Below are 23,903 nucleotides of genomic sequence, written 5' to 3'. Positions count from 1 at the left end.
CAGGACCATGGATATCAAGCGCAGCGGCTCCCGGCCGTCCACCAGGCCGGAGCAATATTTCACCGGTACCGTCCGGCTCGATCCGATCGTCGAGGCGCCCGAACCGGCGCGTGTGCGGGCGCTTGCCGTCACCTTCGAGCCCGGCGCCCGCACCGACTGGCACACCCACCCGCTCGGCCAGACGCTGATCGTCACCGCCGGTTCAGGCCTCGCGCAGGTCTGGGGCGAGCCGATCCGGGTGATCCGCCCCGGCGACGTCGTCTGGTTTCCGCCGGGCGAAAAGCACTGGCACGGCGCTTCCGCCATCACCGCCATGACCCATATCGCCATCCAGGAATCTCTGAACGGCAGCACGGCGGAGTGGTTCGGGCCGGTGACCGACCTGCAATATTCCGCAGGCACCGCCGAAGATTGAGCGATGCCGGCGGGCGAGCCCCGGCGTCATTGAACGGAAACGCCGGGCAGGCAAAGATAGGCCATGATTCCGAAACCAGGACGAGGAGCGATCCATGCCCGCCGTAACCCGCATCGCAAACCGGCATCTGACCGTCGACGTCTCCCCGCTCGGCGCGGAAATGCAGGCGCTTACGACCGCCGACGGGCGCTCCTTCCTCTGGAACGGCGACGCGGCCTTCTGGACCGGCCGTTCGCCGGTCCTCTTTCCGATGGTCGGCAAGGCGCCGGAAAACCGCATCACCGTCGAGGGCAAGTCCTACGAGATGGCCCAGCACGGCTTTGCCCGCAGGACGGAGTTTTCGCTCGCCGCCTCGACCGGAACCCTGTGCCGCTACGAGCTTGCCGCCTCCGATGCGACGCGGGCGGTCTATCCCTTCGAATTCCTGCTGGCGGTGGAGCATGCCCTTGAGGACCGCAGGCTGACGGTTTCGGCGGAGGTGGAAAACCGCGACACGCGGCCGATGCCCTTCGGCCTCGGCTTCCATCCCGCCTTCGCCTGGCCGCTGCCGGGGGCGGCGGGCCGCCCCCACACCGTGACCCTCGACAACGGGGCGGAACCGGCGCTCGTCCGCCTCGAAGGCGGGCTGGTGAAGCGGGGAAAGCTGCAGTCGCCCTTCAAATCGGGCCGTCTGACGCTCGATCATGCAATGTTCGAGGCGGATGCGATGATCTTTCCGGAAGGGGCGGGCGCGGGGCTGACCTATGCCGCGGCCGGCGGGCCGGCGCTGAAGTTCTCCTTCGAGAACCTGCCGAACCTGGCGCTCTGGCAAAAGCCCGGCGCGCCCTTCATCTGCATCGAGCCCTGGCACGGCACGGCGGCCGAACTCGGCGGCTCCGACGATCTGGCGAAACGCCCCTACGGCGTGACGCTGCCGCCGGGAGAGAGGGCGCGGTTTGCGTTCACGGTGGAGGTGCCGGGCTGAGCGGTTTTGCAAGGGCGCGGCGAACGCCAGATGATCTCCCCCACAAGGGGGGAGATCGGCTGGGCGCACTGTCTTCCCGCATGCGCCTCTTCTACTCCAACGGCTCGAACGTCATCGCGTGGCCGTTGATGCAGTAGCGAAGCCCGGTCGGCGGCGGGCCGTCCGGGAAGACGTGGCCGAGATGGCCGCCGCAATTGGCGCAGCGCACCTCCGTGCGGAGCATGCCGTGCGAGGTGTCGCGGTGCTCGGTCACCGCCCCGGGCTTCGCCGGCTCGAAATAGCTCGGCCAGCCGCAGCCGGAATCGAATTTGGTGTCGGAGATGAAGAGCTCCTCGCCGCAGCCGGCGCAGCGGTAGAGGCCCTTTTCCTTGCTGTTCCAGAAGGGGCCGGTGAAGGCGCGTTCGGTGCCGGCCTGGCGCAGGATGCGGTATTGCTCCGGCGAAAGCTGCTCGCGCCATTCCACATCGCTCTTGCGTATTTTCGGGGCGGTGACATCGGACATCGTGAAGCTTCCTTTCGTTTTCTCCATAGATAGGCTTGCCCCCGCGGAAGGAAAAGGCGCGTTTCTGTGTGTTTTGCCCGGTTTTGCTTGAGGCTAGGGAATCTTTCCCCTAGAAAACCAATTCCCTCCGAACGGTCGGGCGGAGCATGCAAAATCTCAAACGGGGAGGCGACATGGCTGCCGATGCGCCGGCATTGACGTTCATCGCGCTCTTCCTGCCCTTTCTCGGTGCCGTCCTTGCTCCTTTCCTCACCCGCCGGCTCAAGCACAATGCCGCCTGGCTGCTGGCGCTCGCGCCGCTCGCAGCCTTCCTGCATTTCTGCGGCTTCCTTCCCGAGATCGCCGCGGGCGAGGCGGTGACGGGCGGTTACGCCTGGGCGCCGAGCTTCAACCTCTCCTTCTCCTGGTTCCTCGACGGCCTGTCGCTCACCTTCGCGCTTTTGATCACCGGCATCGGCACGCTGATCGTCGTCTATTCCGGCGGTTATATGAAGGGCCATCCGGATCAGGGCAGGTTTCTCGCCTTCATGCTTCTCTTCATGGGAGCGATGCTCGGCCTCATCGTCTCCGACAGTTTCCTGATGCTCTTCGTCTATTGGGAGCTCACCTCGATCACCTCCTTCCTGCTGATCGGCTTCGATCATGAACGGGAGGCGGCCAGGCGCGCGGCGCTGCAGGCGCTGGTGGTGACGGGCGCGGGAGGCCTCTGCCTTCTCGCCGGCCTCGTCTTTATCTGGAACATGACCGGCGTCACCCAGCTTTCCCTGCTCGTCAACCTGGAAGGCGGCTTGCGCGAAAGCCCCTTCTATCTCGCGGCATTGCTGCTCGTGCTCGGCGGGGCCTTCACGAAATCGGCGCAGTTTCCCTTCCATTTCTGGCTGCCGAACGCCATGGAGGCGCCGACGCCCGTCTCCGCCTACCTGCATTCCGCGACCATGGTGAAGGCCGGCGTCTATCTCCTGATGCGGCTGAACCCGGTCATGGGCGCGACGCCCGCCTGGGAAATCCTGCTCCCCTTCTTCGGCGGCATCACCCTGATATCAGGCACCTTGCTCGCCGTCCGCCAGACGGACCTGAAGCTGATGCTGGCCTATACGACCATGGCCTCGCTCGGGCTTCTCACCATGTTGACCGGTTTCGGCTCGGCCCATGCGGTGGAGGCGGCGGTGCTCTATCTCGTCGCCCATTCGCTCTTCAAGGGCGCGCTCTTCATGGTCGCCGGCACGGTGGACCACGAGGCGGGCACCCGCGACGTGACCCGGCTCGGAGGCCTGCGCGCCGCCATGCCGGTCACGTTCGGCGCGGCCCTGCTTGCGGCGCTTTCGATGGGCGGCCTGCCGCTCTTCTTCGGTTTCCTCGCCAAGGAGGAAATCTATGCGGCGCTCTGGGCCGGCAATCCGAGGGCGGTCTTCTTCACGATTCTCGCGGTTGCCGGCAACGCACTGATGTTCGCGATCGCCTTCGCCGTGGCGCTGAAACCCTTCGCCGGCGCCCGCCTGGAGACGCCGAAGCACGCCCATGAGGGACCTGTGACCTTATGGCTCGGTCCGGCCGTCCTCGCCGCGCTCGGCCTGCTGGGCGCGCTCTTCTCCGGCATCGCCCATCGATACGTCTCCTCGCCGATGGCGAGCGCCGTCATGGACGATGCCGTGACGATCTATATCACCACGGTACCCCATCTCGGGATGCCGCTTCTGCTCTCGGCGGTTACCGTCCTATTCGGCGCGCTCGTCTACTGGCGGCTTGACGGCGCCCGGGCGCTGATGGTCCGCGTGCTGGAAAATCTCGGCCCCGGACCGGACCGCGGCTTCGACCATTTCGTCTCGGACCTGGTGCGGTTCTCCGTCGCCGTCACCCGCTTCATCCAGCCGGGGCGGCTGGAGATCTATATCACCGTCGCCTTCATCCTCCTGGCGCTGACGCTCCTCGTTCCGCCGGTCGTCTTCGGGGAACTGCCGGGCATGCCTGCCTGGCCGGACGACATTCTGGTGCAGGAGGCCGCCTTCTTCCTGATCGCCCTGATCGGCATCGTCGCCGTGTTGCGCGCCCGCGACCGGCTGACGGCGATCGTCTCGCTCGGCATCCAGGGCTTTGCCGTGGCGGTGCTCTTCCTGCTCTTCGGCGCGCCGGACCTTTCCTTCACGCAGTTCATGGTCGAGACGCTGTCGGTCGTCATCCTGGCGCTGGTGATGACGCGGCTCAGGCTTTCGCCCACGGATCACCGGCCTGCCGGCCAGCTGTTCGCCGACGCCACGATCGCCGCCGCCTGCGGGCTCGGCTTCACGCTCCTGCTGCTGAAGTCGGTCGAAGCGCCGTTCGACACCCTGCTGACGGATTTCTTCAACGCCTATTCCAAGGTCGTCGCCCACGGCGCCAATGTGGTGAACGTCATCATCGTCGATTTCCGCGGCACGGATACGTTGGGTGAGATCGCCGTGGTGATGATCACCGGGCTTGCGGTTCTGGCGCTGATCCGGGTGCGGGCGGGGCGGAAGGGGGACGTGAAGTGATGAACTGCGCCCCACACCCCCCTCTGCCCTGCCGGGCATCTCCCCCACAAGGGGGGAGATCGGCTAGACGTGCCGGCTTCCCCGAACAACGAGCGTTTTCAACGGGCACACGGTCAATTTGGCGGGAAGGTCATGCCGCTTGTGATCTCCCCACCTGTGGGGGAGATGGCCGGCAGGCCAGAGGGGGGCGATCTTGCTCAACCGCGGCGGTCTTGCACGCGATGGAAGGTGTCCGCCCATGAACACCCTCATTCTGCGCACGGTGGCGCCCTCTCTGACGGCCCTGATGCTGCTCTTTTCGGTCTTCGTGCTGTTGCGCGGCCATAACGAGCCGGGCGGCGGCTTCATCGGCGGGCTGATCGCGGTGTCCGCGCTGGCGATCTACGGCATCGCCTTCGGGGTCAGCGCCGTGCGCCGCGCGATCCGCTTCCACCCGATGGCGATCGCCGGCGCCGGGCTGCTGCTCGCGACCCTCTCCGGCCTCCTCTCGATTTTCTTCGGCGTGCCCTTCATGACGGGGCTCTGGGTCTATCCGGTGATCTTCGAGGTCGAGGTGCCGCTTTCGACCGTCATGTCCTTCGATGTCGGCGTCTATCTGGTCGTGGTCGGCGCCATCACCTCGATCGCGCTCGCTCTCGAACAGGAACCGGGCCCCGAACTCGGCGGGGAGGAGGATTGATGGAGACGCTTTTCGCCATCCTGATCGGCCTCTTCTTCGCCGCCGCCGTCTATCTCATGCTCTCGAAGCATACGGTGCGGATCCTCTTGGGCATCGTGCTGCTCGGCAATGGCGTGAACCTCACGCTTTTCACGGCCGGCCGGCTGACGCGCGAAGTGCCGCCGATCATCCCGAACGGCACGGACGCGCTTGCCGCGGGCGCCGCCAATCCCCTGCCGCAGGCCCTCATCCTGACGGCGATCGTCATCTCGTTTTCCTTCTTCGCATTTCTCCTGGTGCTGACCTACCGGGCCTATCAGGAGCTCGGCACCGACGATACGGACGAGATGCGCCTTGCCGAACCGCGGGATGAGCAGCCCCCGCCCATGGGGTATTGAGGGCGATGAGCGTACTTCCGATGTTTGTCCCAAAGACCCCTCCCCAACCCCTCCCCACAAGGGGGAGGGGCTTCACTGCCTCGCTTTTCCGTTTCGGAATTGGCAGGGGCGGTGCGGCATCGGTAACCCTCCCCCTTGTGGGGAGGGTGGTGAGCGCAGCGAACCGGGAGGGGTTTCTTGGCCGCAAACCGGCAGGAGACCTCCACTGATGGCCACGCCCGCCACCGTCCCCATCGATCTCTCCGCAGCCCTCGTCCTCGCGCCGACGGCGCTTGCCGACTGGCTGGCGGTAGCCCCCGTCGCGCTGATGATCGGGTTCGGTGCGGTCCTGATGATGGTCCGCAAATCCGTCCGCCTGCACGGCGCGATCGCGATTACCGGCCTTATCCTGCTCGTTCTGCTGAATGCGGCACTCCTCTGGCGCGTCTCCGCCCATGGCCCGGTGACCATGGTGATGGGCCGCTGGCTGCCGCCTTTCGGCATCGCGTTCACCGCCGATCTCTTCGGCGCGGTCATGGCGCTCGCCTCGGCGGTGGTGGCGCTCGCGGGCGGCATCTTCGCGCTCCACGACATCGATGCGGGCGGTCGCCGCTACGGCTTCTTCCCCTTCCTCATGCTGCTGATGGCCGGCGTCTCCGGCGCGTTCCTCACCGGCGACATCTTCAATCTCTACGTCTGGTTCGAGGTGCTGCTGATCTCCTCCTTCGGCCTCCTGATCCTCGGCTCCGAACCCGAGCAGATCGACGGCGCGCTGAAATACGCGATCCTCAACCTGATCGGCACGACGCTCTTCCTGATCGCGATCGGCTATCTCTATGCGATCTTCGGCACGCTCAACATGGCCGACATCGCCGTGAAGGCGGCCGCCCTGCGCGACACCGCTCCGCTCACCACGCTGACGGCGCTTTTCATCCTGGCCTTCGCCATGAAGGCGGCCGCCTTCCCGGTGAATTTCTGGCTGCCCGCCTCCTATCACACGCCGCGCGTGGTGGTGTCGGCGCTGTTCGGCGGCCTCTTGACCAAGATCGGCATCTATTCGCTCGTCAGGGTCACCGTCATGCTCTTCCCGGTCGAGCGCGAGGAACTGAGCCTGGCGATCGCCGTCGCGGCGGCGCTGACCATGGTCGTCGGCGCGCTCGGCGCGCTCGCGCAGAGCGATGTCCGGCGGCTCGTCGGCTATCTCGTCATCGCCGGCATCGGCAACATGATGGCAGGCGTGGCGATCGGCACGCCGGCGGCCGTCAGCGGCGCCATTCTCTATGCGCTCCATTCCGTGGTGACGATGACCGCGCTCTATCTCCTGGCGGGCGAGGCGGCCCGGCTCGGCGGCGCCTGGTCGCTTTCGGGCCTCGGCGGGCTCTGGCGGCAGTCGCCCTGGTTTTCGGGCGTCTCCTTCCTGCTCTTCCTCGCCGCCGCCGGCCTGCCGCCGCTCTCCGGCCTCTGGCCCAAGGTGGCGCTCCTGAAGGCCTCGCTCGATATCGGCGCCTGGTGGCTGGCCGCCGCCATCCTCGTCTCCGCCTTCCTGATCACGCTGGCGCTCGCCCGCGTCTTTCTCTTCGCCTACTGGCGGCCGAGGCCGGAACCTGCCGTCGAAGCCGTCGCCGGCGACTGGCGGATTTCCCTGCCGCTTGCCTGCCTGACGGCGCTCGTCATTCTCTTCGGCCTGCTGCCCGAGCCGCTGCTCGATCTCGCCCAGCGCGCCGCGGCCGGCCTTGCCGATCCGGCGGCCTATGTGGGATCCGTCTTCCCCGAGGCGACGATGGAGCGGGGTGCCGTCAGATGATCACTTTTCTGCTGTCGCTGGTCTTCGCCTTCATCTGGGTCGCCATCACCGGCAGCGCGACGCTGCACAACCTGATCTTCGGCTTCGCGCTGTCGACGCTTTCGCTGTGGGTCGTCCGCGGCGAGGTGGGCGCCCGCGGCCATTGGCGGCGGCTCGGCCGCATCCTCTCGCTGCTCGCCCTGTTCTTGAGGGAACTGGCGCTGTCGGCCTGGAAGGTGGCGGTGCTGGTCGTGAGCCCGCGCATGGACCTGAAGCCCGGCATCTTCGCCTTTCCGCTGACGGTCGACCGGGATTTCGAGATCACCCTGCTTGCCAATCTCATCACGCTGACGCCCGGCACGCTGTCGGTGGATGTCTCCGAGGATCGCAAGACGCTTTTCGTGCATGCGATCGACTGCTCCGATATCGAGGCGACGAAGCGGGATATCGCGAACGGTTTCGAGAGGAAGATCATGGAGGCTTTCCGATGACGGCCGCCGACGCGATCCTTTCCTATGCCGTCTGGCTGGCCTTCGCGGTGCTCGCCGTCGCCTTCCTGCTGACGGTCTGGCGGGTCGTGAAGGGCCCGACGCTTCCCGACCGGGTGGTGGCGCTCGACATGCTCACCGGCATCGTCATCGGCTTCATCGCGCTCATCGCCATCCGCACCGGCTTCACCCTCTATATCGACATCGCCATCTCGCTCGGCCTTGTCGGTTTTCTCGCGACCGTTGCCTTCGCCCGCTTCGTCCTGTCGCGCGGCACGGGCGGCGGGGCGCCGAAGGAAAGCGGGACGGCGGCGCCTCTTGCGGCCGTCCCCGCGCAGCGCCGCAAGCCGAGGACCAGGCGGACGGGCAGCGCCGGGCCGGCCGTCCGGCGAAAGGCAAGAAAATGACCGAGACGCTCGTCGCCATCCTCACCGCTTTCTTGATCCTGGCCGGGGCCGGTTTCGCGCTCGTGGCGGCGATCGGCCTCAACCGCCTGCCGGACGTCTATACCCGCATGCATGCGGCCTCCAAGGCCGGCACGGTCGGTTCCGGCCTCCTGCTGCTCGCGGTCGGCCTGCATGCGGGCGATCTGCCCACGTTCGCGCGGGCGCTTGCCGGCTTCTTTTTCTTCGTGCTGACGGCGCCGGTTTCGGCCCATCTGCTCGCCATGGCGGCGCACAAGGTGGGTTATCCACTGAGCGCGCAATCCATTCGCGATGAAATGAAAGAGCGTGAATAAACGAATATAATCTGTCAGAAACGAGTTATAACCCTGTCATGATTGAAAAAATTCCCATCTATTCATCAGTAGAATTGATTTTGGTCCGCTATAGCGGGCAGAATGGTCGATATGTATCAAATTTCGCACTTTGACATTCAGCGAAGCGGTGCTACTTCATTGTAAGTAGAGTGCAGATGTTGTTCTGGATTAAACGCCCCCTCGTCAATTCGATAAGTTCTTCCATAGGGAAGAAGAATGCAAGGCCGATTGCGAGGCATGTTCAATCGAAGGCAATGTCCGGTGGAAACCGCTTTTCTTCCGCATGAAGCTTAGGGGTAGGCTTCGGTCGCAAGACGGTGTGGAACCAGAGGGTTTTTCTCCGGGAAACTCTACGAACGGACAGGTGCGCGGAGGTCGCGGGCCTGCTCTATTGTTTGAACAGGAGACAGGAAATGACAGACATCGCATTGGGCAAAGGCCAGGATCTGCTGGTGGAACTGACTGCGGATATCGTGGCTGCCTATGTGAGCAATCACGTGGTCCCCGTCAGCGATCTTTCGCACCTGATCGCGGACGTGCATACGGCGCTGAGCAGCACCTCTTCGCCGGCCCCGGTCGCGGCGGCCGTCGAAAAGCCGAAGCCGCCGGTTCCGATCAAGAAGTCGATCGAGGACGACTATCTGATCTGCCTTGAGGACGGCCAGAAGTTCAAGTCGCTCAAGCGGCATCTCATGACCCATTACAACATGACGCCGGAAGAATACCGCGAGAAGTGGGGTCTGCCGGCGGATTATCCGATGGTGGCGCCCGCTTACGCGGAAGCCCGTTCCAGGCTCGCCAAGGAAATGGGTCTCGGACAGCGCCGCAAGCGCGGCAAGGCCTGAGCCGGGGCGCAGACCCCGAACGGTCGCGAGGAGGATTTGAAACCCGACCGATGAGGACCGATCGCGCAGGCGACGGGCGGTTGAGGTTTTCACTCAAATGGGAATGCGGATAAGAACCGGGCCGTCCAGCGCCCGGTTTTTCCGTTTTGGGGATCGCTGCTGCGGGGATGGGGAGAGGAAAAAAATCCCATTATCTTTCCGCTGCTTGTCAAAAATATCAATGATTTCAGCAATAGGTTGCAGGCATTCGGTTTCTTGCATCCCCGTTCTTGCTCTAAGGTGTATGAATTAATTCCTATTCATTGAGGAGTTGTCATGCCTTTGGAGAAACATTCCGAGCCATCCCCGACGCCGGTTGCCGCATTGATCGCGGCCGATGCGTTCGCCCCTCCGCCGCGGCTTCCCGCAAGCCTGCCGCTTCGGTCCGTCTGCCGCGTCGTCCGGCAGATGGTGGCGGAACTCATCCCGCTTTTCGGCGACCGGGTGATGCTGCGCCGCGACCGCCGGCGCCAGGCCTGCCATGTGCGGCAGATCGCCATGTATGTCTGCCACGTGTCGCTCCGCGTTTCGATGAGCGACATCGGGGATGCCTTCGGGCGCGACCGCACCACGGTCAGCCATGCCTGCCATGTGGTGGAGGATCGCCGCGACGATCCGGCCTTCGACGATTTCGTCGCGGCCGTCGAGCGCATCGTCACCGCCGTCTTCGGCGTCTCGGAGGTGGCGGCTCATGATTGAGGCTATGACTGAGAGGAAATCCAACCCGTTGCTCAGGAAGCAGCTTCTGCGGCTGATCCGCCAGCTTGCCCGCGGCGACTGCGCCATCCATCAGGGAGCGGCGGGCGGCGAGGCGAGGCTGACTGGGTCGGAAGAGCGGCTTTATCCGCAGGCCGTCATTGCCGAGGCCCGCTCGCTGGGGCTGGTGCATCTTTCCGAGGGGCGGATCGCCGCAAGCGCCGAGGCCTCCGCCTTCCTGCGCCGGGCGCTGGTGACGGGCGAGGAGGCTTTCGCCGAACAGCATGGCGAGGTGGTCGCGGCGACGGTCGACGTGGAGGGCGTCCGCCAGCCGGTCCGCCGAAACCTGCAGGAATCGCCGCTCGGCGCCGTCGCGCGCCTGAAGGACCGCGACGGCAGGGCCTTCCTGCCGGACGAGGCGGTCGAGGCGGGAGAGCGGCTGCTGGCCGATTTCACCCGCGGTCAGTTGCAGCCGCGCGTCACCGCCTCCTGGGAGCCGAGGCTCTCCAGCCGCGCGAAAGGCCAGGCCGGCGGCCAGGCCGAGATCGCCGACAGCGCGATCGCCGCCCGCAACCGTTTTTCGCGGGCCATGGATGCCATGGGGCCGGAGCTTTCCGGCGTCGCGGTGGATGTCTGCTACTTCTCGAAGGGATTGGAGACGGTGGAGCGGGAACGCCAGTGGCCGGCGCGGTCGGCCAAGCTCATGCTGCGCGCAGCCCTTCTGGCGCTCGCCCGCCACTACGCCCCGCCGCGATCCCCCTCCCGCCGCCGGAGCCATCGTTGGGGGGCGGAGGATTACCGCCCGGCGCTTTGACCTTTGCCCCTCCCGGCCTGCCGGCCACCCTCCCCACAAGGGGGAGGGAAACAAGCGGCGATGCCTCGCTCCCTATCATCCGCTGCGAAACTATGGTTCTCGCGATGAGAGGGCGGCATATCTCCCTCCCCCTTGTGGGGAGGGTGGCCGGCAGGCCGGGAGGGGTGGCGTTGGGATAGATCGGCTCCGGACGGGTTGACCATCCGTGTCCGGGCACCAAGTTCTCTCTGGGCGCCAAATCATTGCTTGCAAGAGAGGATGGAGGAACCATGCCGACCTATATCATCGAGCGCGATATTCCGGGCGCGGACAAACTCATGAAGGACGATCTTTGCGCCATATCGGCAAAGTCGAACGATACCGTTGCGGGGCTCGGGGTCCCCTATAAGTGGATCACCAGCTACGTGGCCGGGGACAAGTTCTATTGCATCCACGAAGCGCCGAGCGCCGACGACATCCGGCGCCACGCGGAGCGCGGCGGCTTTCCCGTCAACAGCATCACCGAGGTTTCCGCGGTCATCGGCCCCTGGACCGCGACCGAAAAATAATGCTCACGCCGCCTGCTTCATCCGTGCTTCTTGGCGGATGCGCTTGACCATCGAGCGAAGCCCGTTGGCGCGCTGCGAGGAAAGGTGCTCGACGAGGCCGATGCGGTCGAAGATCTCGATCGCATCGGTCGCTGCTATCTCGGAGGCCCGCTTGCCGGAATAGACGGCGAGCACGATGGCGACCAGCCCGCGCACGATATGGGCGTCCGAATCGCCCTCGAAGGTCATCACCGGGTCGGCGCCGCCGTCGATATGGCTGACCAGCCAGACCTGGCTCGCGCAGCCCTGCACCTTGTTCTCCGAGGTCTTCTTCTCGTCGGGAAGGTCGGGCAGTTCCTTGCCGAGCTCGATGACATAGCGATAGCGGTCCTCCCACTCGTCGAGGAAGGCGAAATCGTCGATGATCTGCTCGAGGCTGGCCATGGGCGCTCCGGTCTGTCTGGGCTCCATATAGGCATTGTAATGCGGGATGAAAGAAAAAAATACGCCGTGAGGAATTCATTCCTCACGGCGTCAGCAGGATGCTGAATTGCAGGGCAGGCAGGTCCGGCGCCGGGACCGTGGCAATCAGGGCCCGGCGCAAGCTTTGAAACTCGGTATCGGCAGGTGGTCGTGCCGGGATGAAATCAGTGTGCCGGACGCTTCTGCGGCACCGGCACCGTGCCGGTGGAGATCGCGTCGGCGGGAACGGCGGCCGTCTCGGCCGGCTTTGCGGGGAAGGGCGTCGGGTCCGGATCGGCAACCAGCGCGGCTTCCTTGCCGTCCGGCTGCCCGTTGCCGAATTGCTTGTCGAGCAGCTCGAATGCGACGCGGGCGCCTTCCTTGGCTCTCACGCCGAGCGCCGAGAAGGTCTCGGCCCCCTTTACGCAGACATCCGGCTTTTCGGCGCAGATGGCGCTCACATATTGATAGGCCTCGGTCGCGGCGGCGAAAGCATCGCCGACCTCGAGCGCCGAGGCGCTCTGGGGCTCGGTCGCCGGCCGGTTGCTGAAATAGGAAAGCACCACCAGCACGGCTGCGAACCAGAATGTTCCCTTGATGAGAAACCACATCGTCCTGTCCACCTGTTTTTCCCACAGCTCTCTTCCTGCCGCAGGCGGCCGGGTCTGTGCCGGTCTTGAACACGGGTTGTACCGGCTGGAAGCAAACATCGCTTTGACGCAGCCGTTCGGTTTTTCGGCAAATTTATCTAAAATGCGAAATACCTGTCTCCGCCAGGCCCTTTCCCTCGCATTTGCATCGAAGTTTAGCGGCCGATGTTAAGCATAATTGCGGCGGGCGCCCTGAATCCTTGCATTTGTCGCTCAGGCTTTTGCCACAAAGGTTAACGTCTGAGTAAAAACCGAGGTAAATCCGTCGCTTACGCCCCGTTAACCAAAAGCGGAGAAGGCTCGGGTCCGGTGTGCCAAAGCCGGATTTCGGGCTTCCGCAAGGGGCTCCGGCGCCCCATGTTTTATCCTTTCCTTAAGTCGGGGAGGCCTATTGTCGCCCCGAACAAAACGAGTCTCAGGGTATAGCGTGCGCGTATTGAGTAACATTGCCGGAAGGGCGGTCCTGCTGGTCGACGAGACCGCAACCCGCTGGCTCACCCGCCTTGGCGAAGGCGAGGCGGCCTGCGCCGGCGAGGTCGTGCTCTTCCGCCGGCTGGCTTTGGCCTGCCTGACGGCGCTGGTCGCCGCGCCGGCCGGCCTGACGCTGATCCTCACGCCGGCTCTGGCGCTGCCGGTCGGCGCCGCCCTGGTGCTCTCCTTCTTCCTTCTGCTCGTCGCGGCCGTCTTCGCCCTGCCGCGCCATGCCGTCCCCTCCGTCGGCGGTACGCAGCCGGAGGATCTCGCCTTCGACGCCTGCCCCGGCCTCTCGCTCGTCCTCGACCCGCAGGGCCAGGTGGTGAAGACCGGCGGCCGCGACCGCGATGCCTTTCCCGCAAACCTGCGCGATGCCGCCGGCTATCCGCTGGCCGAGATCGTCCATGTGTCGGACCGGATCGGCTTCGTCCAGGCGTTCGACGCGTTGCGCCGGGGTGCTGCGAGCGGCGTCGTCGACATCCGCATCGAGCGGCCTTTCTCCGCCGCCGGCCGCCAGTTTCTGCCGGTCCGGCTCGACATGACCGCGATCCGCGACGGGGAGGGAGATCTCGTCTCGGTCTTCGCCCAGGCGCGCGACATGTCGGAGGAGGAGCGGCTCCGCTCGGAAGCCGCCGCCCACGTGGCCGAGGCCCGGTCCGCCCACGAGGCGAAATCGCGCTTCCTCGCCGCCGTCAGCCACGAGCTGCGCACGCCGCTCAACGCCATTCTCGGCTTTTCGGACGTGCTGGCCGGCGAATATTTCGGCAGGCTGGAGAACGACCGCCAGCGCGAATATGTCGGGCTGATCCGCCAGTCGGGCGGCCACCTGCTCTCCGTCGTCAACACGATGCTCGACATGTCGAAGATCGAGGCCGGCCGCTACGAACTCATCGCCGAACCCTTCGCGGTCGCCGAAGCCATGGAGGCCTGCCGCGCCATGCTGGATCTTTCGGCGCGCGAGAAGGGCATCACGCTGACGAGCCGCGCTTCGCGGGGCCTGGGCGAGATCGTCGCCGACCGCCGCGCCCTGCAGCAGATCCTCATCAATCTCGCCGGCAATGCCATCAAGTTCACGGGGGCGGGCGGCGTCGTCTCGATCGACGCGGTCCTCTCCGGCGACAATGTGGTGATTTCGGTGAGCGATACCGGCATCGGCATCGCACCCGAGAAGCTGGAATTCATCGGCCAGCCTTTCATGCAGGTTGAAAATGCCTATACGCGCAGTTACGAAGGGACCGGTCTCGGCCTCTCTCTGGTCAAGGGCCTCGTGGCGCTGCATGGCGGTCGCTTCTCGATCGCCAGCCGTCCGGGCGAAGGAACGGTGGTGACCGTTTCGCTTCCCGCCGACGGCTCGGGCATTGCGGGCAGGCGGGAGGAGACCCGGGAGGAAAGGATCGAGTTCCCGCCGCGGCTGATGAAGGCCCGGCAGACGGCCATGACGGACGAACAGGATTTTACCGATGCCCGCGCGGAAGCGAAAATCGCCTGACAGGAGAAAGCCGGCCAAGGGGCCGGGCCTTCCGTTTCGCCTCTTGGCTGCGGCGGGACGCGCCGCCGCGCGCCATCCGAAGCCGGTGCTCGGCGTCGCGGCCTTCGGCGTGGTCTTCTCCTTCGTCGCCGCCAATGCGCTCTGGTATCAGCCGGGCGGCCACCCGGCCCCCTTCCTCGCCACCCGCGATGCCCATGATCCGAATGCGATCGCCGGCTACCGTCCGGTACGGCGCGTCGCCCCCGAAGACGTGACGACCTTCCGCATCGAGCGCGCCGATCCGGATGCGCCGGCGCAAATTGTCCGGTCTCCGGCCGAGGAGCCTGCCTCGGCTCCCGTATCCGGCCCGGTCCCGGCTGCCGTCCCCGTGGTGACGCCCGCGCCGCGTCCGCAGGAGCCGGTCCGGCAGGCGGTATCCGAGCCCGCATCCGCGGCGCCGAAGCCTGCGCCTGTCGAGACGGCCAGGGCCGCACCTGTAAGGCCCGCCCGCCCGGCGTCGTCCCCGTCGCCGAAGGCGGTTTCCGCGGGCCGTCCGGCGGAAAACGTCGCGGCACGCGGCGAAGACCCGGTGGCGGCGGCGATCCGCGCGTCCGAGCGGGCCCCTGCCATGCGCCCGCCCGCCGATATTCCCAACCCGAATACGGGATCGAATCCCCGCCGGCCCATTACGCCCGTCGCCCAGAAGCCGGCCGCGTCTTCCCCCTCGACCGATCTCGTGCTGCAGATCCAGCGCGGCCTGTCGAACATCGCCTATGCGGATGTGGAAGTGGACGGGGTTGCCGGCGCGCAGACCAAGGCGGCGATCCGCCGGTTCGAGAAGCACTACCGCCTGCCGGAAACCGGCGAGCCGAACGAAATGGTGCTGAAGAAGCTTAAATCGATCGGCGCGCTCTAGTTTCCTTGTGGAGTTGCCACCGCTTTCTTCTCCCGGAAAGCGCAGTTGCCTGAACTGCCCCTCATCCGCCTGCCGCCACCTTCTCCCCGCACGCGGGGAAAGGTTAGGGTGAGGGGCAATTGTTGGAGTGAGGGCAATCCAATCCTCCGACATCACCAGCATTTGCCCTTCTCGCCGAACCGCCGTAAGACAGGCCATGCGCCTGAAATCCGATATCTTCGTCTCCGCCCTGATCCGCCGCGTCTTCGGGCTCGGGGGCTTTGCCGCCGTGGAGAAGAAGGGGGCGGAAGAGGCCGGCGCGATCTTCATCCGCCAGCGTTTTCGCGACGGGCTGGAAACGCTTTATGCGCCGGCCCCGCAGAACTTCTTCGGCGAGGACGACGGCCAGCGCAAGTTCGAGGCGCGGGCGGAAAAGGCGGAAGCCGATGCCGTCCGCGACATGCTTGCCCGCGAGCTGCGCTTCGATCCGGATCTCTGGCTGGTGGAACTGGAGACCGACGACGTCGACGGCCTCTTCGAGATCGTCAAACCGTCCTTCTAGCGCGCCTGGTCAGCGTGCCCGGCGCAGCGGCCGGCGCACGCTCGCGGTCGTGCGGATCAGCCGCGGCATGGCCTCGTATCCGTCGGCCGCGCGGTCCCCGGAGGCGGCCGATCGGGGCTGCGGCTCGGCATAGGTATAGCGGTCGGCCCGGCGCCAGGCCTCGACGCGCTTGCCGCATTCGCTCTCGTCGAGCGAGTTCCAGAGCGCTTCGGCCCGTGTTGCGCCGTCCTCGGAGGTGCCGAGATGATCGTAGAGCCGCTGCAGGATGAAGACGGCGTCCTCCGCGCCCATGGCGAGGCCTTTCAGCGTCGTGGCGAGCTGCTGGCCGGAAATATCGAGCATGATCCGTTCGGAGAGCCAATGGCTGGCCGAGAGCGCGTCGGCGAGCACCGTTGCGAACAGGCCGGCCTCGCGGTGGCGGGCGAACCGCACGAGCAGCGCCTCCTGGATCGGCGAGAGGTTGCGCAAGCCCAGCCGGTCCCCGGCCGGCCGGTCGATATGGCCGGCAAGCGCCCGGAGGCGCCGGCGAAGGTCCTCCTCGCGCGCCAGCCGTTCTTCTTCCTCCGTCATCTCCGCCGCCGGCTGGTCCGGTGCGGAGCCTTCCGCGCCGGCTGCCGAACCGCTACGCTTGGTGCGGTCGTGGCGCAACCCGACAAGCGCGTCGATCACGGTCGGCGACAGCGCCTCGCGCAGAACGATGGCGCGGGCATGCGCTTCGCCCTGCGTGCGGGCGATGGCGATCAGCGCATCGTCGCTGAGGCATGTCGAGGAGCTGAGGAAGGGCGCGGCGATCGCGATCGGCTGGCTGGCGATGAAGAAGGCGACGGCGGGCGGCACGTTCCTGCATTGCGACAGCGCCGCGACGGCATCCCGGCGGGCCTTCTCCGAGGAGGCGGAGAAGAGCGGCGCGAAAAGTTCCGCGAACTGTCGAAGCTCCGACCGCGACGGATGCGGCAGACTTTCGAAGCTCGTCACGGTGGCCATCAGCACCACATCCTTCTTGCGCATGGCCTGGGGCCTTTCAAGGTCTCGAAACTCGTTCGTCACGGGCAAACTCACATCGACGCAATACAAATCCGGTGGTGCCGCGAAGCGCTCAGGTCCGCCCGCAAGGCTCGCCTGATGGCTGTCATCGTACCTTGCCTGGGAAAACTCTCCCTCCGGCGCGGCCGCTCACGCAGCTGTGAAAACATCTGCCGGAAGGGGCGCCCTGGTTTAACCGGATGCTAACCCTCTGAGGGTTAACGGTCGGTGAAAACGGATCGTTTTGATACGCCTGTCATTTTCTTGGAGTTCCGGTGTGCCGGTCCGGGAGCGGGTTTTCCTCCGCCGGCATCGCCTTCGGAAGTGAACCGAATGACCCGCTTGTGCGTTTCGATGCGGGTGCCAGACATGCATCGGTGGCAAATGCTATATTAGCATTTATTCATTGTTAACGCTGCTCTGGCTGAATTTGCGAAGTACCGGCGCGTTATTGCCGGATTCGGGTTCCGGAGGGCCCCCTGCGTTTCCTGGCCGGCCTGGTTCCAGGCTCGGCCTTGGGGGCCCATCCTTTCATCTCCGGCCGGTTCGGCAGAGCCGGCCGTCAATGCCGAAATGTCGCTGCGCTTTTTCGGAGGCGCTCAGACGAGAAAGGCGCGGATGCCCGGAGCTAGCCTTCGGGAAGCGCCGGCCCTCGCAAAGAGGGCAGGGTGAGATCGGTCCGTCTTCATCCGTCTCGAATTCCTGAAAACGGAGACGAGCATGGCAGAGATCGTAGTGTTGAACAGATGGAGAGCCGAGCATGCGCGCCGGCCTCAGATCAGGATCGGCGAAAAGGAAGACGCCGGCCGGCTTCTGCTGTTCACGGGGGTGCGTTACGAACGTTTCGACGACCGGGGGGACCGCAAGGCCGAAAACCACGCCGTCCGCGCCGACTGAACGCTTCATCGAACTTTATTCCCCGTCAGAACCGGCTTCTGGTACGCCATTCGAACGGTGTGCAGGTCGCCTGCGACAGGAATTGCGATGCGATATCCGCAAAACTCGGCTGCGGCGTGAGGCTTCTCAGCACCATATATCCCTCCGCCTGCGTCGTCTCCACGAGGATGGACTGGGAGAGCGCCTGAGGCTGCGCCTTCCGCAGCGTCGTGAGCTGCACCGGCGTGGCGATCACCACGTCCGGCATGCCGCCGGCCGAGGTGCGGTCGTTGATGCTGAAGACCTCGTTGGAGGACTGGTCGTAGACGGCAAGCGACCAGAAGGGCACGCCGCCATTGGGTGCGGTGAGCCGCACCGGCCCTTCGGAGACGTCGAAGGCGCAGACCGCTGCGTCCACGAAGGGGTCGTCCTTGGAAAGCCCCGCCCGGTCCGGCTTTTCGCCGAGGCGGTAGAAGCGGTGGATCTCGCCCTCCGCCAGCACCCGCGTATAGGCGTCCCGCTCGCTGAAATCCGGCAGCAGCAGCACGATGACGAGATGCAGCAGCGCTGCGCCGATGAGGCCTGTGACGACGGCGAAAAGGACCTGCAGCGCGAAAATTCTAGGCATTCCCGCACCCGGTTCTCTCGATGCGCGGCATGGAAAGATCGATGAGGCCGGAACTGCCGGCCGTCGGCGTATCGAAGAGCGTCAGCGTCAGCCGGAACACGCCGGCTTCCGGCACGGCGAGCCAGTTGCCGGGCCTGGCGGTCGCGGAAATGGCGATGTCGAAGCCGCCGTCTTCATTGCGCAGGACCATGCGGGAATTGAGCGCCCTGGGCAGGTCGGATTGCGCCGAAGGCGGCGCGGCGCCGGGGGCGGCGGCGAACAGCGTCCAGAAGCGCGCCGGCGGCGTGTGGCCCGTCAGGCGGTAGGAGCAGTTTCCCGTAAGCCGCGCGCCTGTTTCGTCGACGGCGGCGGTGAAGACGAGGCCCTCGGCGCTCGCATAGAGCAGCTTGCCGGCATTCGCCCGGTGCGATCTCGCGTAAGGATCGGCTTTCGCCGTCTGCGCTTCCGGGAAGGCTTCCCAGGCGCCGAGCCTGATGGCGCCGAACCCGACGGTCGCATCGAGCGCCACGAGTGTGGACCAGATCCCGCCGCCGAAGGCGATGGCAAGCGCGATCGCGATGAGGAAGGGAACACGGAACACGGGTTTGCTTGAGCCCTCGGGATAGCTGTGTCAGAGGGTTAGCATTGATTCCCGCAGGGGGGAATGGGCGGAGAGCAGGAAACTACTCCCATTGCAAACTATAACGCGTTACGTTATGAATTTACATGATCACAGATTTCGCGGATCGTGAAACAGAGCGGATTTGGTCGGCTTGAGAAGCCGCAGATTGCCGTCGGACATTCAATCGATAGCGCTCAGAAAACTGCGTTTGCTCAACCAGGCTCGTGAACTGTCGGATTTGCGGATTCCCCCGGGAAACCGTCTTGAAGCTTTAAAAGGTGATCGATCAGGGCAGTTTTCCATCCGCATCAACGATCAATGGCGTATTTGTTTTGTCTGGACCGAAGGAGGGCCTGCCCATGTCGAAATCGTCGACTACCACGGCTGATACCGAATGGCTGCACAACCCCCATCCCGGAGAAATCCTTCTTGAGGATTTCCTCAATCCGATGGCGCTCAGCCAGAACGGCCTGGCGCGTGCCATCGGCGTGCCGCCGCGGCGCATCAACGAGATCGTGCTGGGCAAGCGTGCAATCACGGCCGATACCGATCTCAGGCTGGCCCGCTATTTCGGCATGTCGGAAGGTTTCTTTCTGGGGCTTCAGGCCGATTTCGATCTGATGCGGAGGCGCCGTGAACTCGGCGAGGAACTCGGTCGTATCCGCCCGCGCGCCGCCTGACACTACCGCCGCAATTCCACATTCGCTGTCGTTGCGGTGATGGCGGGTGGTTGGGCCGGCCCGTTTTCGCCGGCGTCGGCCACCTTCGTGCCGGCGGGGGCGAGCGGGCCGGCATTCTTGAAGCTTTCGGCGATCTGTTTCAGGACGCGGGTGGATTCGGCCGAAAGCGAGCGCGGCCGCACGAGCGCCGGCAGGACGGGTTCGCCTTCCTTCTTCGCCACGGCGGTTCCCTTGTGGTCGCCGGTCGGCAGCGGATCCTTGATGCCGGGGATGGGTTTCAGTTCGATGCCCTGATGGGCGTAGTCCATCACGGTCTTGAAGGTCATGGCCGGCAGCGCGCCGCCCGTCATGTCCTTCATCGGCGTGAAGTCGTCGTTGCCGAACCAGACGGCGGTCGTGTAATTGCCGGTAAACCCGATGAACCAGGCGTCGCGATAGCTCTGCGAGGTGCCGGTCTTGCCGCCCGTGACGATGCCGCCGTCGAGTGCCGCCCGGCGGGCGGTGCCGATCACCGGGATCTGCGTCAGGATGCGGTTCATCGACGACATCGCCTGCTCGGAGAGAACGCGCTTGGCCGGCGGCTCGTCGCGGTTGAAATCGTAGAGCACCTCGCCGCCGTAGCCCAGCACCTGTTCGATGCCGTGGCGGCGCGACTGCATGCCGCCCGCCGGCATGACCGCATAACCCGTCGCCTGGTCGAGCACGGTCACTTCGGACGTGCCGAGCGGAATGGTCTTGTCGGTCCTGAGCGGCGTCTCGATGCCCATCGCCTTGGCGGTCGCGGCGATCATCTCGGTGCCGAGATAGTCCTTGGCGAGCCGCACCGGCACGGTGTTGAGCGACTGCGCCATGGCCGAAAGCAGCGTCACCTTGCCCTTGTAGGAGCGGCCGTAATTCTGCGGCGACCAGCCGCGCCAGGTGATCGGCGCATCCGAGATGACCGATTCCGGCGTGAAGCCGTTCTCCATGGCGGCGGAATAGGTATAGAGCTTGAACGAGGAGCCCGGCTGGCGCAGCGCCCTGGTGGCGCGGTTGAACTGGCTTTCGCCGTAGTCCCGGCCGCCGACCATGGCGCGTACGGCCCCGCCGTTCTCGATCATGACGAGCGCGCCCTGCTTGACCTTGTAGGCCTCGCCGTATTCGCGCAGGCTCGATTCCATCGCGGCGTCCGCAGCCTGCTGCAGGCCCATGTCGATCGTGGTGCGGACGACGACGGAATGTTCGCGGATCTTGCCGGCGGCGGCGAGCCGCTGCACCTCCTCGAAGGCCCAGTCGAGGAAATAGTCGGGCGCCTTGACGTCCGCGCGGTCGACTACGGTGGCCGGGTTGCGGCGCGCCGCGATCACCTGGCCCTCGGTCATCATCCCGCCCTGCACGATGTTGGAGAGGACCTCGTTGGCGCGGCCGCGCGCCGCCGGCAGGTTCACGTGCGGGGCATATTTCGCCGGCGCCTTGAAAAGGCCGGCGAGCATGGCGGACTCGGCGAGGTTCACTTCCGTGATGTTCTTGCCGAAATAGAACTGCGCGGCGGCCGCCGCCCCGAACGTGCCGGCGCCCATATAGGCCCGGTCGAGATAGAGCGACAGGATTTCCTTCTTGGAAAGGTTCGCCTCCAGCCACACCGCCAGGAAGGCTTCCTTGATCTTGCGCTCGATCGACCGTTCGTTGGTGAGGAAGAGGTTCTTGGCGAGCTGCTGGGTGATGGTCGAGCCGCCTTGCACGACGCCGCCGGCCTTGGCGTTCTCGGTCATCGCGCGGGCGAGCCCGATGAAATCGATGCCGTAATGGTCGAAGAAGCGGCGGTCCTCGGTCGCCAGCACGGCCTTGATCAGATGGTCGGGCAGCTCGTCGATCGGCACGGAATCCTCGTGGATGATGCCGCGATGGCCGATGACGTTGCCGTATCGGTCGAGGAGCGTGACGGCGAAGTCGCCGCGGTTTCTCCAGTCTTCCTTGGTTTCCTCGAAGGCGGGAAGGGCAAGCGCCAGAAGGGCCACGAAGCCGGCCGTGCCGAGCGTCATGGCTTCGCCGGCAACCTCGAAGACGGCTCGCTTCCAGCCGCGGACGCGGAAACGGCGGGAGAAGATGGTGATCTCTTCCCACATTTCGCCGAGCTTGAAGCCGAGATTCCAGACGGTGGAGTCGATCCAGGAATCGATGCGCAGCAGGAAGTGGCGCTTCCTGCGCGGCCGCCCGGGAGGCAGCTCCTCGGATGACTTTGGCTCGTCCTGCACAGTGCAATAACCCCCGCCCGTTGTGAGATGTGCTTGACGCCGTCCCGCGCAGGGATCAAGAGCATGAGCCTCTCACCGTTATTCAGCAATAGCTGACAAATGGTTGATACGCGATAGCCAAATCGCAACAGGGTAAAGGGCAGTGCGGGCATTTGTTCCACGTTGCCGCAAAAGTGATCCGAAGAATGACCGACGAACCTTTCTGGAAGACGAAGCGGCTCACCGAGCTGACCCAGGATGAATGGGAAAGCCTCTGCGACGGCTGCGGGCTCTGTTGTCTCAACAAGCTGGAGGACTGGGATACGGGGGAGGTGGCCTTCACCTCCGTCGCCTGCCGGCTGCTCGACGGGACGAGCTGTCGTTGCAGGGACTACGAGAACCGCCAGGCGACGGTGCCGGACTGCATCCAGCTCACGCCGGAGACGGTGGAGGAGATCACCTGGCTGCCGCCCACCTGCGGCTACCGGCTCGTGCGCGACGGCGAGGATCTCTACTGGTGGCATCCGCTCGTCTCCGGCGATCCGGAGACGGTGCACCAGGCCGGCATTTCGGTCCGCGGCCGCACGGTCAGCGAAACGGAGGTCGATGTCGACGACTTCGAGGACTATCTGGTGGAGTGGCCGCTGACGGTCGGCGGCAGGGGTTAGCCGGGCGCCGGCGGGCGCTCTGTCCCTCCGTTCGGTAATATGCCGTTCGGTAATATATTGAAATCGGCTGTGATTTCACTTCTACGTAATTTGCCGGATATACCTTTTCTTGCATGCAGTTTAATTCTGACCCTTGGTCCACCGTTCGATGGCATCCATGACTGAAGGTACATTGTCAGATCGCCTTTACGAGGCAGCCCTCGTCCCGGAACTCTGGACCGAGACCTGCGAGCGGCTGGCGGGCGAAGTGAAATCCAGCACCGCGTCGATCTTCACCATCGACCACCAGGGAACCCACCGCTACGTCACGACGCCCAATCTGGCCGAGACGTTCGTGCGGTTTGCCGGAAGCGATCTGCGGTTCAGCAACCTGCGCCCGGAGCGGGCGATGCAGCGGTTTCCCTTCTCGTTCGCGCGCTCGACCGATATTCTGACTACAGAGGAATATGCACGCGATCCCATCCAGCGGGCGTTCATCGAACCCGCCGGCATGGAGTGGGAGGCGGGCTGGGTCTTCCAGGAGCCCACGGGGCATACGGTTGTCATCACCCTGATGCTTGCCAAGGGGCTCGACAATTTCTCGGACGAGCAGCTGGCGCGATTGAACGTCCTGAAGCCGGATATCGCCAGGGCCGCCTACATGTCGTCGCGCCTTGCCTTCAACGAGGCGCGGTCGATGACCGAGACGCTTTCCCTGCTCGGCCTGCCGGCGGCGGTGATCGGCGACAATGGCCGGGTGATCGCCATGAACCCGGAGATCGAGGCCTTGAGCCCCCGCATCCGCACCGGCGCCGAAGACCGGCTCATACTGGAGGGGGCGGGGGCCGATGCCCTGCTGTATGACGCGATCCAGCGCTACAAGGCTCAAGCTCTGCCGAAGGTGCAATCTCTGCCGATGATGTCGCGCCACGGAGCGCCGGCCCTCATCCTGCATCTCCTGCCGATCCGCCGGGCGGCGCGCGACATCTTCTCCCGCTCCATGGCGGTGGTGGCCGTGACGGAGGTCGGGCAGGTCGGCCCGCCGGACATGCGGGTGCTCTGCGGCCTTTTCGACCTGACGCCGGCGGAGGCGCGCGTGGCGCGCAGCATCGCCATGGCCGAGAGGCCGGAGGCGATCGCCGCCTCGCTCGGCATCTCGCTCGAGACCGCCCGCTCGCATCTGAAGCGGATCATGAGCAAGACCGGCACCACCCGCCAGGCGGAACTGGTGCTCCTGCTTTCGGGACTTTCCGCGCCGATATTCGGGAGTGGGGCGGACAAGTAACGGCTAGCCGCGGCTGCCCCAATCTTCCGTCCGTTCCGGAAAGGAAGGCATCACCTCCGGT

28 protein-coding genes and 1 pseudogene are annotated in these 23,903 nt (G+C 65.3%); 21 read left to right on the top strand and 8 right to left on the bottom strand.

Features of this window, described 5'->3' with window-relative positions; all coding sequences use genetic code 11:
* Positions 1-7: 7 nt before the first annotated feature.
* Together ACMGE0_RS20055 and ACMGE0_RS20050 are read left to right on the top strand one after the other, a co-directional pair.
* Entirely contained in the window at positions 8-415 is a 408-nt protein-coding gene (locus ACMGE0_RS20055; RefSeq protein ID WP_436817646.1) for a (R)-mandelonitrile lyase, read from the top strand.
* A gap of 94 nt (positions 416-509) precedes the next feature.
* The gene (locus ACMGE0_RS20050) at positions 510-1,379 is read left to right on the top strand and encodes an aldose 1-epimerase family protein (protein ID WP_436817645.1); all 870 of its coding nucleotides are present in this window, start codon (positions 510-512) and stop codon (positions 1,377-1,379) included.
* Positions 1,380-1,470: 91 nt separating this feature from the next.
* Here ACMGE0_RS20050 and msrB read toward each other — a convergent pair whose 3' ends face one another.
* Entirely contained in the window at positions 1,471-1,881 is a 411-nt protein-coding gene (gene msrB, locus ACMGE0_RS20045) for a peptide-methionine (R)-S-oxide reductase MsrB (RefSeq protein ID WP_436817644.1), read from the bottom strand.
* A gap of 173 nt (positions 1,882-2,054) precedes the next feature.
* On the opposite strand from msrB, the gene ACMGE0_RS20040 reads away from it, so the two are divergent.
* The 8 genes from ACMGE0_RS20040 (at position 2,055) to ACMGE0_RS20005 (ending at position 9,302) form a co-directional block, all read left to right on the top strand.
* The gene (locus tag ACMGE0_RS20040; protein WP_436817643.1) at positions 2,055-4,391 is read left to right on the top strand and encodes a putative monovalent cation/H+ antiporter subunit A; all 2,337 of its coding nucleotides are present in this window, start codon (positions 2,055-2,057) and stop codon (positions 4,389-4,391) included.
* 238 nt (positions 4,392-4,629) lie between these two features.
* Entirely contained in the window at positions 4,630-5,070 is a 441-nt protein-coding gene (locus tag ACMGE0_RS20035) for a Na+/H+ antiporter subunit B (RefSeq protein WP_436817642.1), read from the top strand.
* A complete protein-coding gene (locus ACMGE0_RS20030) occupies positions 5,070-5,447 on the top strand; it encodes a Na+/H+ antiporter subunit C (protein ID WP_436817641.1) in 378 nt (125 codons plus the stop codon). The genes ACMGE0_RS20035 and ACMGE0_RS20030 overlap by 1 nt, the downstream gene beginning before the upstream one ends.
* A 208-nt stretch (positions 5,448-5,655) precedes the next feature.
* Positions 5,656-7,230, top strand: coding sequence for a Na+/H+ antiporter subunit D (locus ACMGE0_RS20025; protein ID WP_436817640.1), 1,575 nt, complete (start codon positions 5,656-5,658; stop codon positions 7,228-7,230).
* Positions 7,227-7,700 carry a Na+/H+ antiporter subunit E gene (locus tag ACMGE0_RS20020; RefSeq protein WP_436817639.1) on the top strand — a complete coding sequence of 158 codons (474 nt, stop codon included), beginning with the start codon at positions 7,227-7,229 and terminating at the stop codon, positions 7,698-7,700. Before ACMGE0_RS20025 ends, ACMGE0_RS20020 begins: the two co-directional genes overlap by 4 nt.
* Positions 7,697-8,104, top strand: coding sequence for a cation:proton antiporter (locus ACMGE0_RS20015; protein ID WP_436817638.1), 408 nt, complete (start codon positions 7,697-7,699; stop codon positions 8,102-8,104). The genes ACMGE0_RS20020 and ACMGE0_RS20015 overlap by 4 nt, the downstream gene beginning before the upstream one ends.
* Positions 8,101-8,436, top strand: coding sequence for a monovalent cation/H(+) antiporter subunit G (gene mnhG / locus ACMGE0_RS20010; protein WP_436817637.1), 336 nt, complete (start codon positions 8,101-8,103; stop codon positions 8,434-8,436). The genes ACMGE0_RS20015 and mnhG overlap by 4 nt, the downstream gene beginning before the upstream one ends.
* Before the next feature lie 434 nt (positions 8,437-8,870).
* Positions 8,871-9,302 (top strand): Ros/MucR family transcriptional regulator, encoded by a 432-nt coding sequence (locus tag ACMGE0_RS20005; RefSeq protein WP_436817636.1) that lies wholly within the window; start codon positions 8,871-8,873, stop codon positions 9,300-9,302.
* 93 nt (positions 9,303-9,395) lie between these two features.
* Here ACMGE0_RS20005 and ACMGE0_RS20000 read toward each other — a convergent pair whose 3' ends face one another.
* A complete protein-coding gene (locus ACMGE0_RS20000) occupies positions 9,396-9,563 on the bottom strand; it encodes a hypothetical protein (RefSeq protein WP_436817635.1) in 168 nt (55 codons plus the stop codon).
* A gap of 54 nt (positions 9,564-9,617) precedes the next feature.
* Here ACMGE0_RS20000 and ACMGE0_RS19995 point away from each other — a divergent pair, with 54 nt between their 5' ends.
* The 3 genes from ACMGE0_RS19995 to ACMGE0_RS19985 all read left to right on the top strand — a co-directional run bounded on the left by ACMGE0_RS19995 (position 9,618) and on the right by ACMGE0_RS19985 (position 11,399).
* Positions 9,618-10,040, top strand: a complete 423-nt coding sequence (locus tag ACMGE0_RS19995; RefSeq protein ID WP_436817634.1) for a helix-turn-helix domain-containing protein — start codon at positions 9,618-9,620, stop codon at positions 10,038-10,040.
* A 4-nt stretch (positions 10,041-10,044) separates the two neighbouring features.
* Positions 10,045-10,851, top strand: coding sequence for a DUF6456 domain-containing protein (locus ACMGE0_RS19990; protein WP_436817633.1), 807 nt, complete (start codon positions 10,045-10,047; stop codon positions 10,849-10,851).
* Positions 10,852-11,120: 269 nt separating this feature from the next.
* A complete protein-coding gene (locus tag ACMGE0_RS19985; RefSeq protein ID WP_436817632.1) occupies positions 11,121-11,399 on the top strand; it encodes a DUF4242 domain-containing protein in 279 nt (92 codons plus the stop codon).
* Between the two features lie 3 nt (positions 11,400-11,402).
* Here ACMGE0_RS19985 and ACMGE0_RS19980 read toward each other — a convergent pair whose 3' ends face one another.
* Both ACMGE0_RS19980 and ACMGE0_RS19975 read right to left on the bottom strand, forming a co-directional pair.
* Positions 11,403-11,822 (bottom strand): SufE family protein, encoded by a 420-nt coding sequence (locus ACMGE0_RS19980; RefSeq protein WP_436817631.1) that lies wholly within the window; start codon positions 11,820-11,822, stop codon positions 11,403-11,405.
* 203 nt (positions 11,823-12,025) lie between these two features.
* Complete coding sequence (locus ACMGE0_RS19975; protein ID WP_436817760.1) at positions 12,026-12,451, bottom strand: DUF5330 domain-containing protein; 426 nt, start codon at positions 12,449-12,451, stop codon at positions 12,026-12,028.
* 466 nt (positions 12,452-12,917) lie between these two features.
* On the opposite strand from ACMGE0_RS19975, the gene ACMGE0_RS19970 reads away from it, so the two are divergent.
* The 3 genes from ACMGE0_RS19970 (at position 12,918) to ACMGE0_RS19960 (ending at position 15,889) form a co-directional block, all read left to right on the top strand.
* Positions 12,918-14,453 (top strand): sensor histidine kinase, encoded by a 1,536-nt coding sequence (locus ACMGE0_RS19970; RefSeq protein WP_436817630.1) that lies wholly within the window; start codon positions 12,918-12,920, stop codon positions 14,451-14,453.
* Positions 14,425-15,348, top strand: a complete 924-nt coding sequence (locus ACMGE0_RS19965) for a peptidoglycan-binding domain-containing protein (RefSeq protein WP_436817629.1) — start codon at positions 14,425-14,427, stop codon at positions 15,346-15,348. Before ACMGE0_RS19970 ends, ACMGE0_RS19965 begins: the two co-directional genes overlap by 29 nt.
* Before the next feature lie 196 nt (positions 15,349-15,544).
* On the top strand, positions 15,545-15,889 hold the full coding sequence (locus tag ACMGE0_RS19960) for a DUF1491 family protein (RefSeq protein WP_436817628.1): 345 nt from the start codon (positions 15,545-15,547) through the stop codon (positions 15,887-15,889).
* Positions 15,890-15,898: 9 nt separating this feature from the next.
* Here the strand turns inward: ACMGE0_RS19960 and ACMGE0_RS19955 are convergent, their stop codons facing one another.
* Positions 15,899-16,936 carry a DUF2336 domain-containing protein gene (locus ACMGE0_RS19955; RefSeq protein ID WP_436817627.1) on the bottom strand — a complete coding sequence of 346 codons (1,038 nt, stop codon included), beginning with the start codon at positions 16,934-16,936 and terminating at the stop codon, positions 15,899-15,901.
* A gap of 696 nt (positions 16,937-17,632) precedes the next feature.
* On the opposite strand from ACMGE0_RS19955, the gene ACMGE0_RS19950 reads away from it, so the two are divergent.
* A complete protein-coding gene (locus tag ACMGE0_RS19950; RefSeq protein WP_436817626.1) occupies positions 17,633-17,809 on the top strand; it encodes a hypothetical protein in 177 nt (58 codons plus the stop codon).
* 25 nt (positions 17,810-17,834) lie between these two features.
* Here ACMGE0_RS19950 and ACMGE0_RS19945 read toward each other — a convergent pair whose 3' ends face one another.
* The gene (locus tag ACMGE0_RS19945; protein ID WP_436817625.1) at positions 17,835-18,416 is read right to left on the bottom strand and encodes a DUF1254 domain-containing protein; all 582 of its coding nucleotides are present in this window, start codon (positions 18,414-18,416) and stop codon (positions 17,835-17,837) included.
* Positions 18,409-18,996, bottom strand: coding sequence for a DUF1214 domain-containing protein (locus ACMGE0_RS19940; RefSeq protein WP_436817624.1), 588 nt, complete (start codon positions 18,994-18,996; stop codon positions 18,409-18,411). Before ACMGE0_RS19940 ends, ACMGE0_RS19945 begins: the two co-directional genes overlap by 8 nt.
* Before the next feature lie 125 nt (positions 18,997-19,121).
* Here ACMGE0_RS19940 and ACMGE0_RS19935 point away from each other — a divergent pair.
* A pseudogene (locus ACMGE0_RS19935) lies at positions 19,122-19,405 on the top strand (type II toxin-antitoxin system RelE/ParE family toxin).
* The gene (locus tag ACMGE0_RS19930) at positions 19,377-19,697 is read left to right on the top strand and encodes a HigA family addiction module antitoxin (RefSeq protein ID WP_436817623.1); all 321 of its coding nucleotides are present in this window, start codon (positions 19,377-19,379) and stop codon (positions 19,695-19,697) included. Before ACMGE0_RS19935 ends, ACMGE0_RS19930 begins: the two are co-directional and overlap by 29 nt.
* 2 nt (positions 19,698-19,699) lie before the next feature.
* Here ACMGE0_RS19930 and ACMGE0_RS19925 read toward each other — a convergent pair whose 3' ends face one another.
* A complete protein-coding gene (locus ACMGE0_RS19925; RefSeq protein ID WP_436817622.1) occupies positions 19,700-21,931 on the bottom strand; it encodes a transglycosylase domain-containing protein in 2,232 nt (743 codons plus the stop codon).
* Positions 21,932-22,116: 185 nt separating this feature from the next.
* Between ACMGE0_RS19925 and ACMGE0_RS19920 the strand changes: the two genes are divergently transcribed.
* Both ACMGE0_RS19920 and ACMGE0_RS19915 read left to right on the top strand, forming a co-directional pair.
* A complete protein-coding gene (locus tag ACMGE0_RS19920) occupies positions 22,117-22,578 on the top strand; it encodes a YcgN family cysteine cluster protein (RefSeq protein ID WP_436817621.1) in 462 nt (153 codons plus the stop codon).
* Between the two features lie 157 nt (positions 22,579-22,735).
* Entirely contained in the window at positions 22,736-23,842 is a 1,107-nt protein-coding gene (locus ACMGE0_RS19915) for a helix-turn-helix transcriptional regulator (protein WP_436817620.1), read from the top strand.
* The last annotated feature ends 61 nt before the right edge of the window (positions 23,843-23,903 follow it).

It is taken from the genome of Neorhizobium descurainiae (genome assembly GCF_051400715.1).
In the GTDB taxonomy this organism is placed as follows: domain Bacteria; phylum Pseudomonadota; class Alphaproteobacteria; order Rhizobiales; family Rhizobiaceae; genus Neorhizobium.
This window is presented reverse-complemented; position numbering and strand designations above follow the sequence as displayed.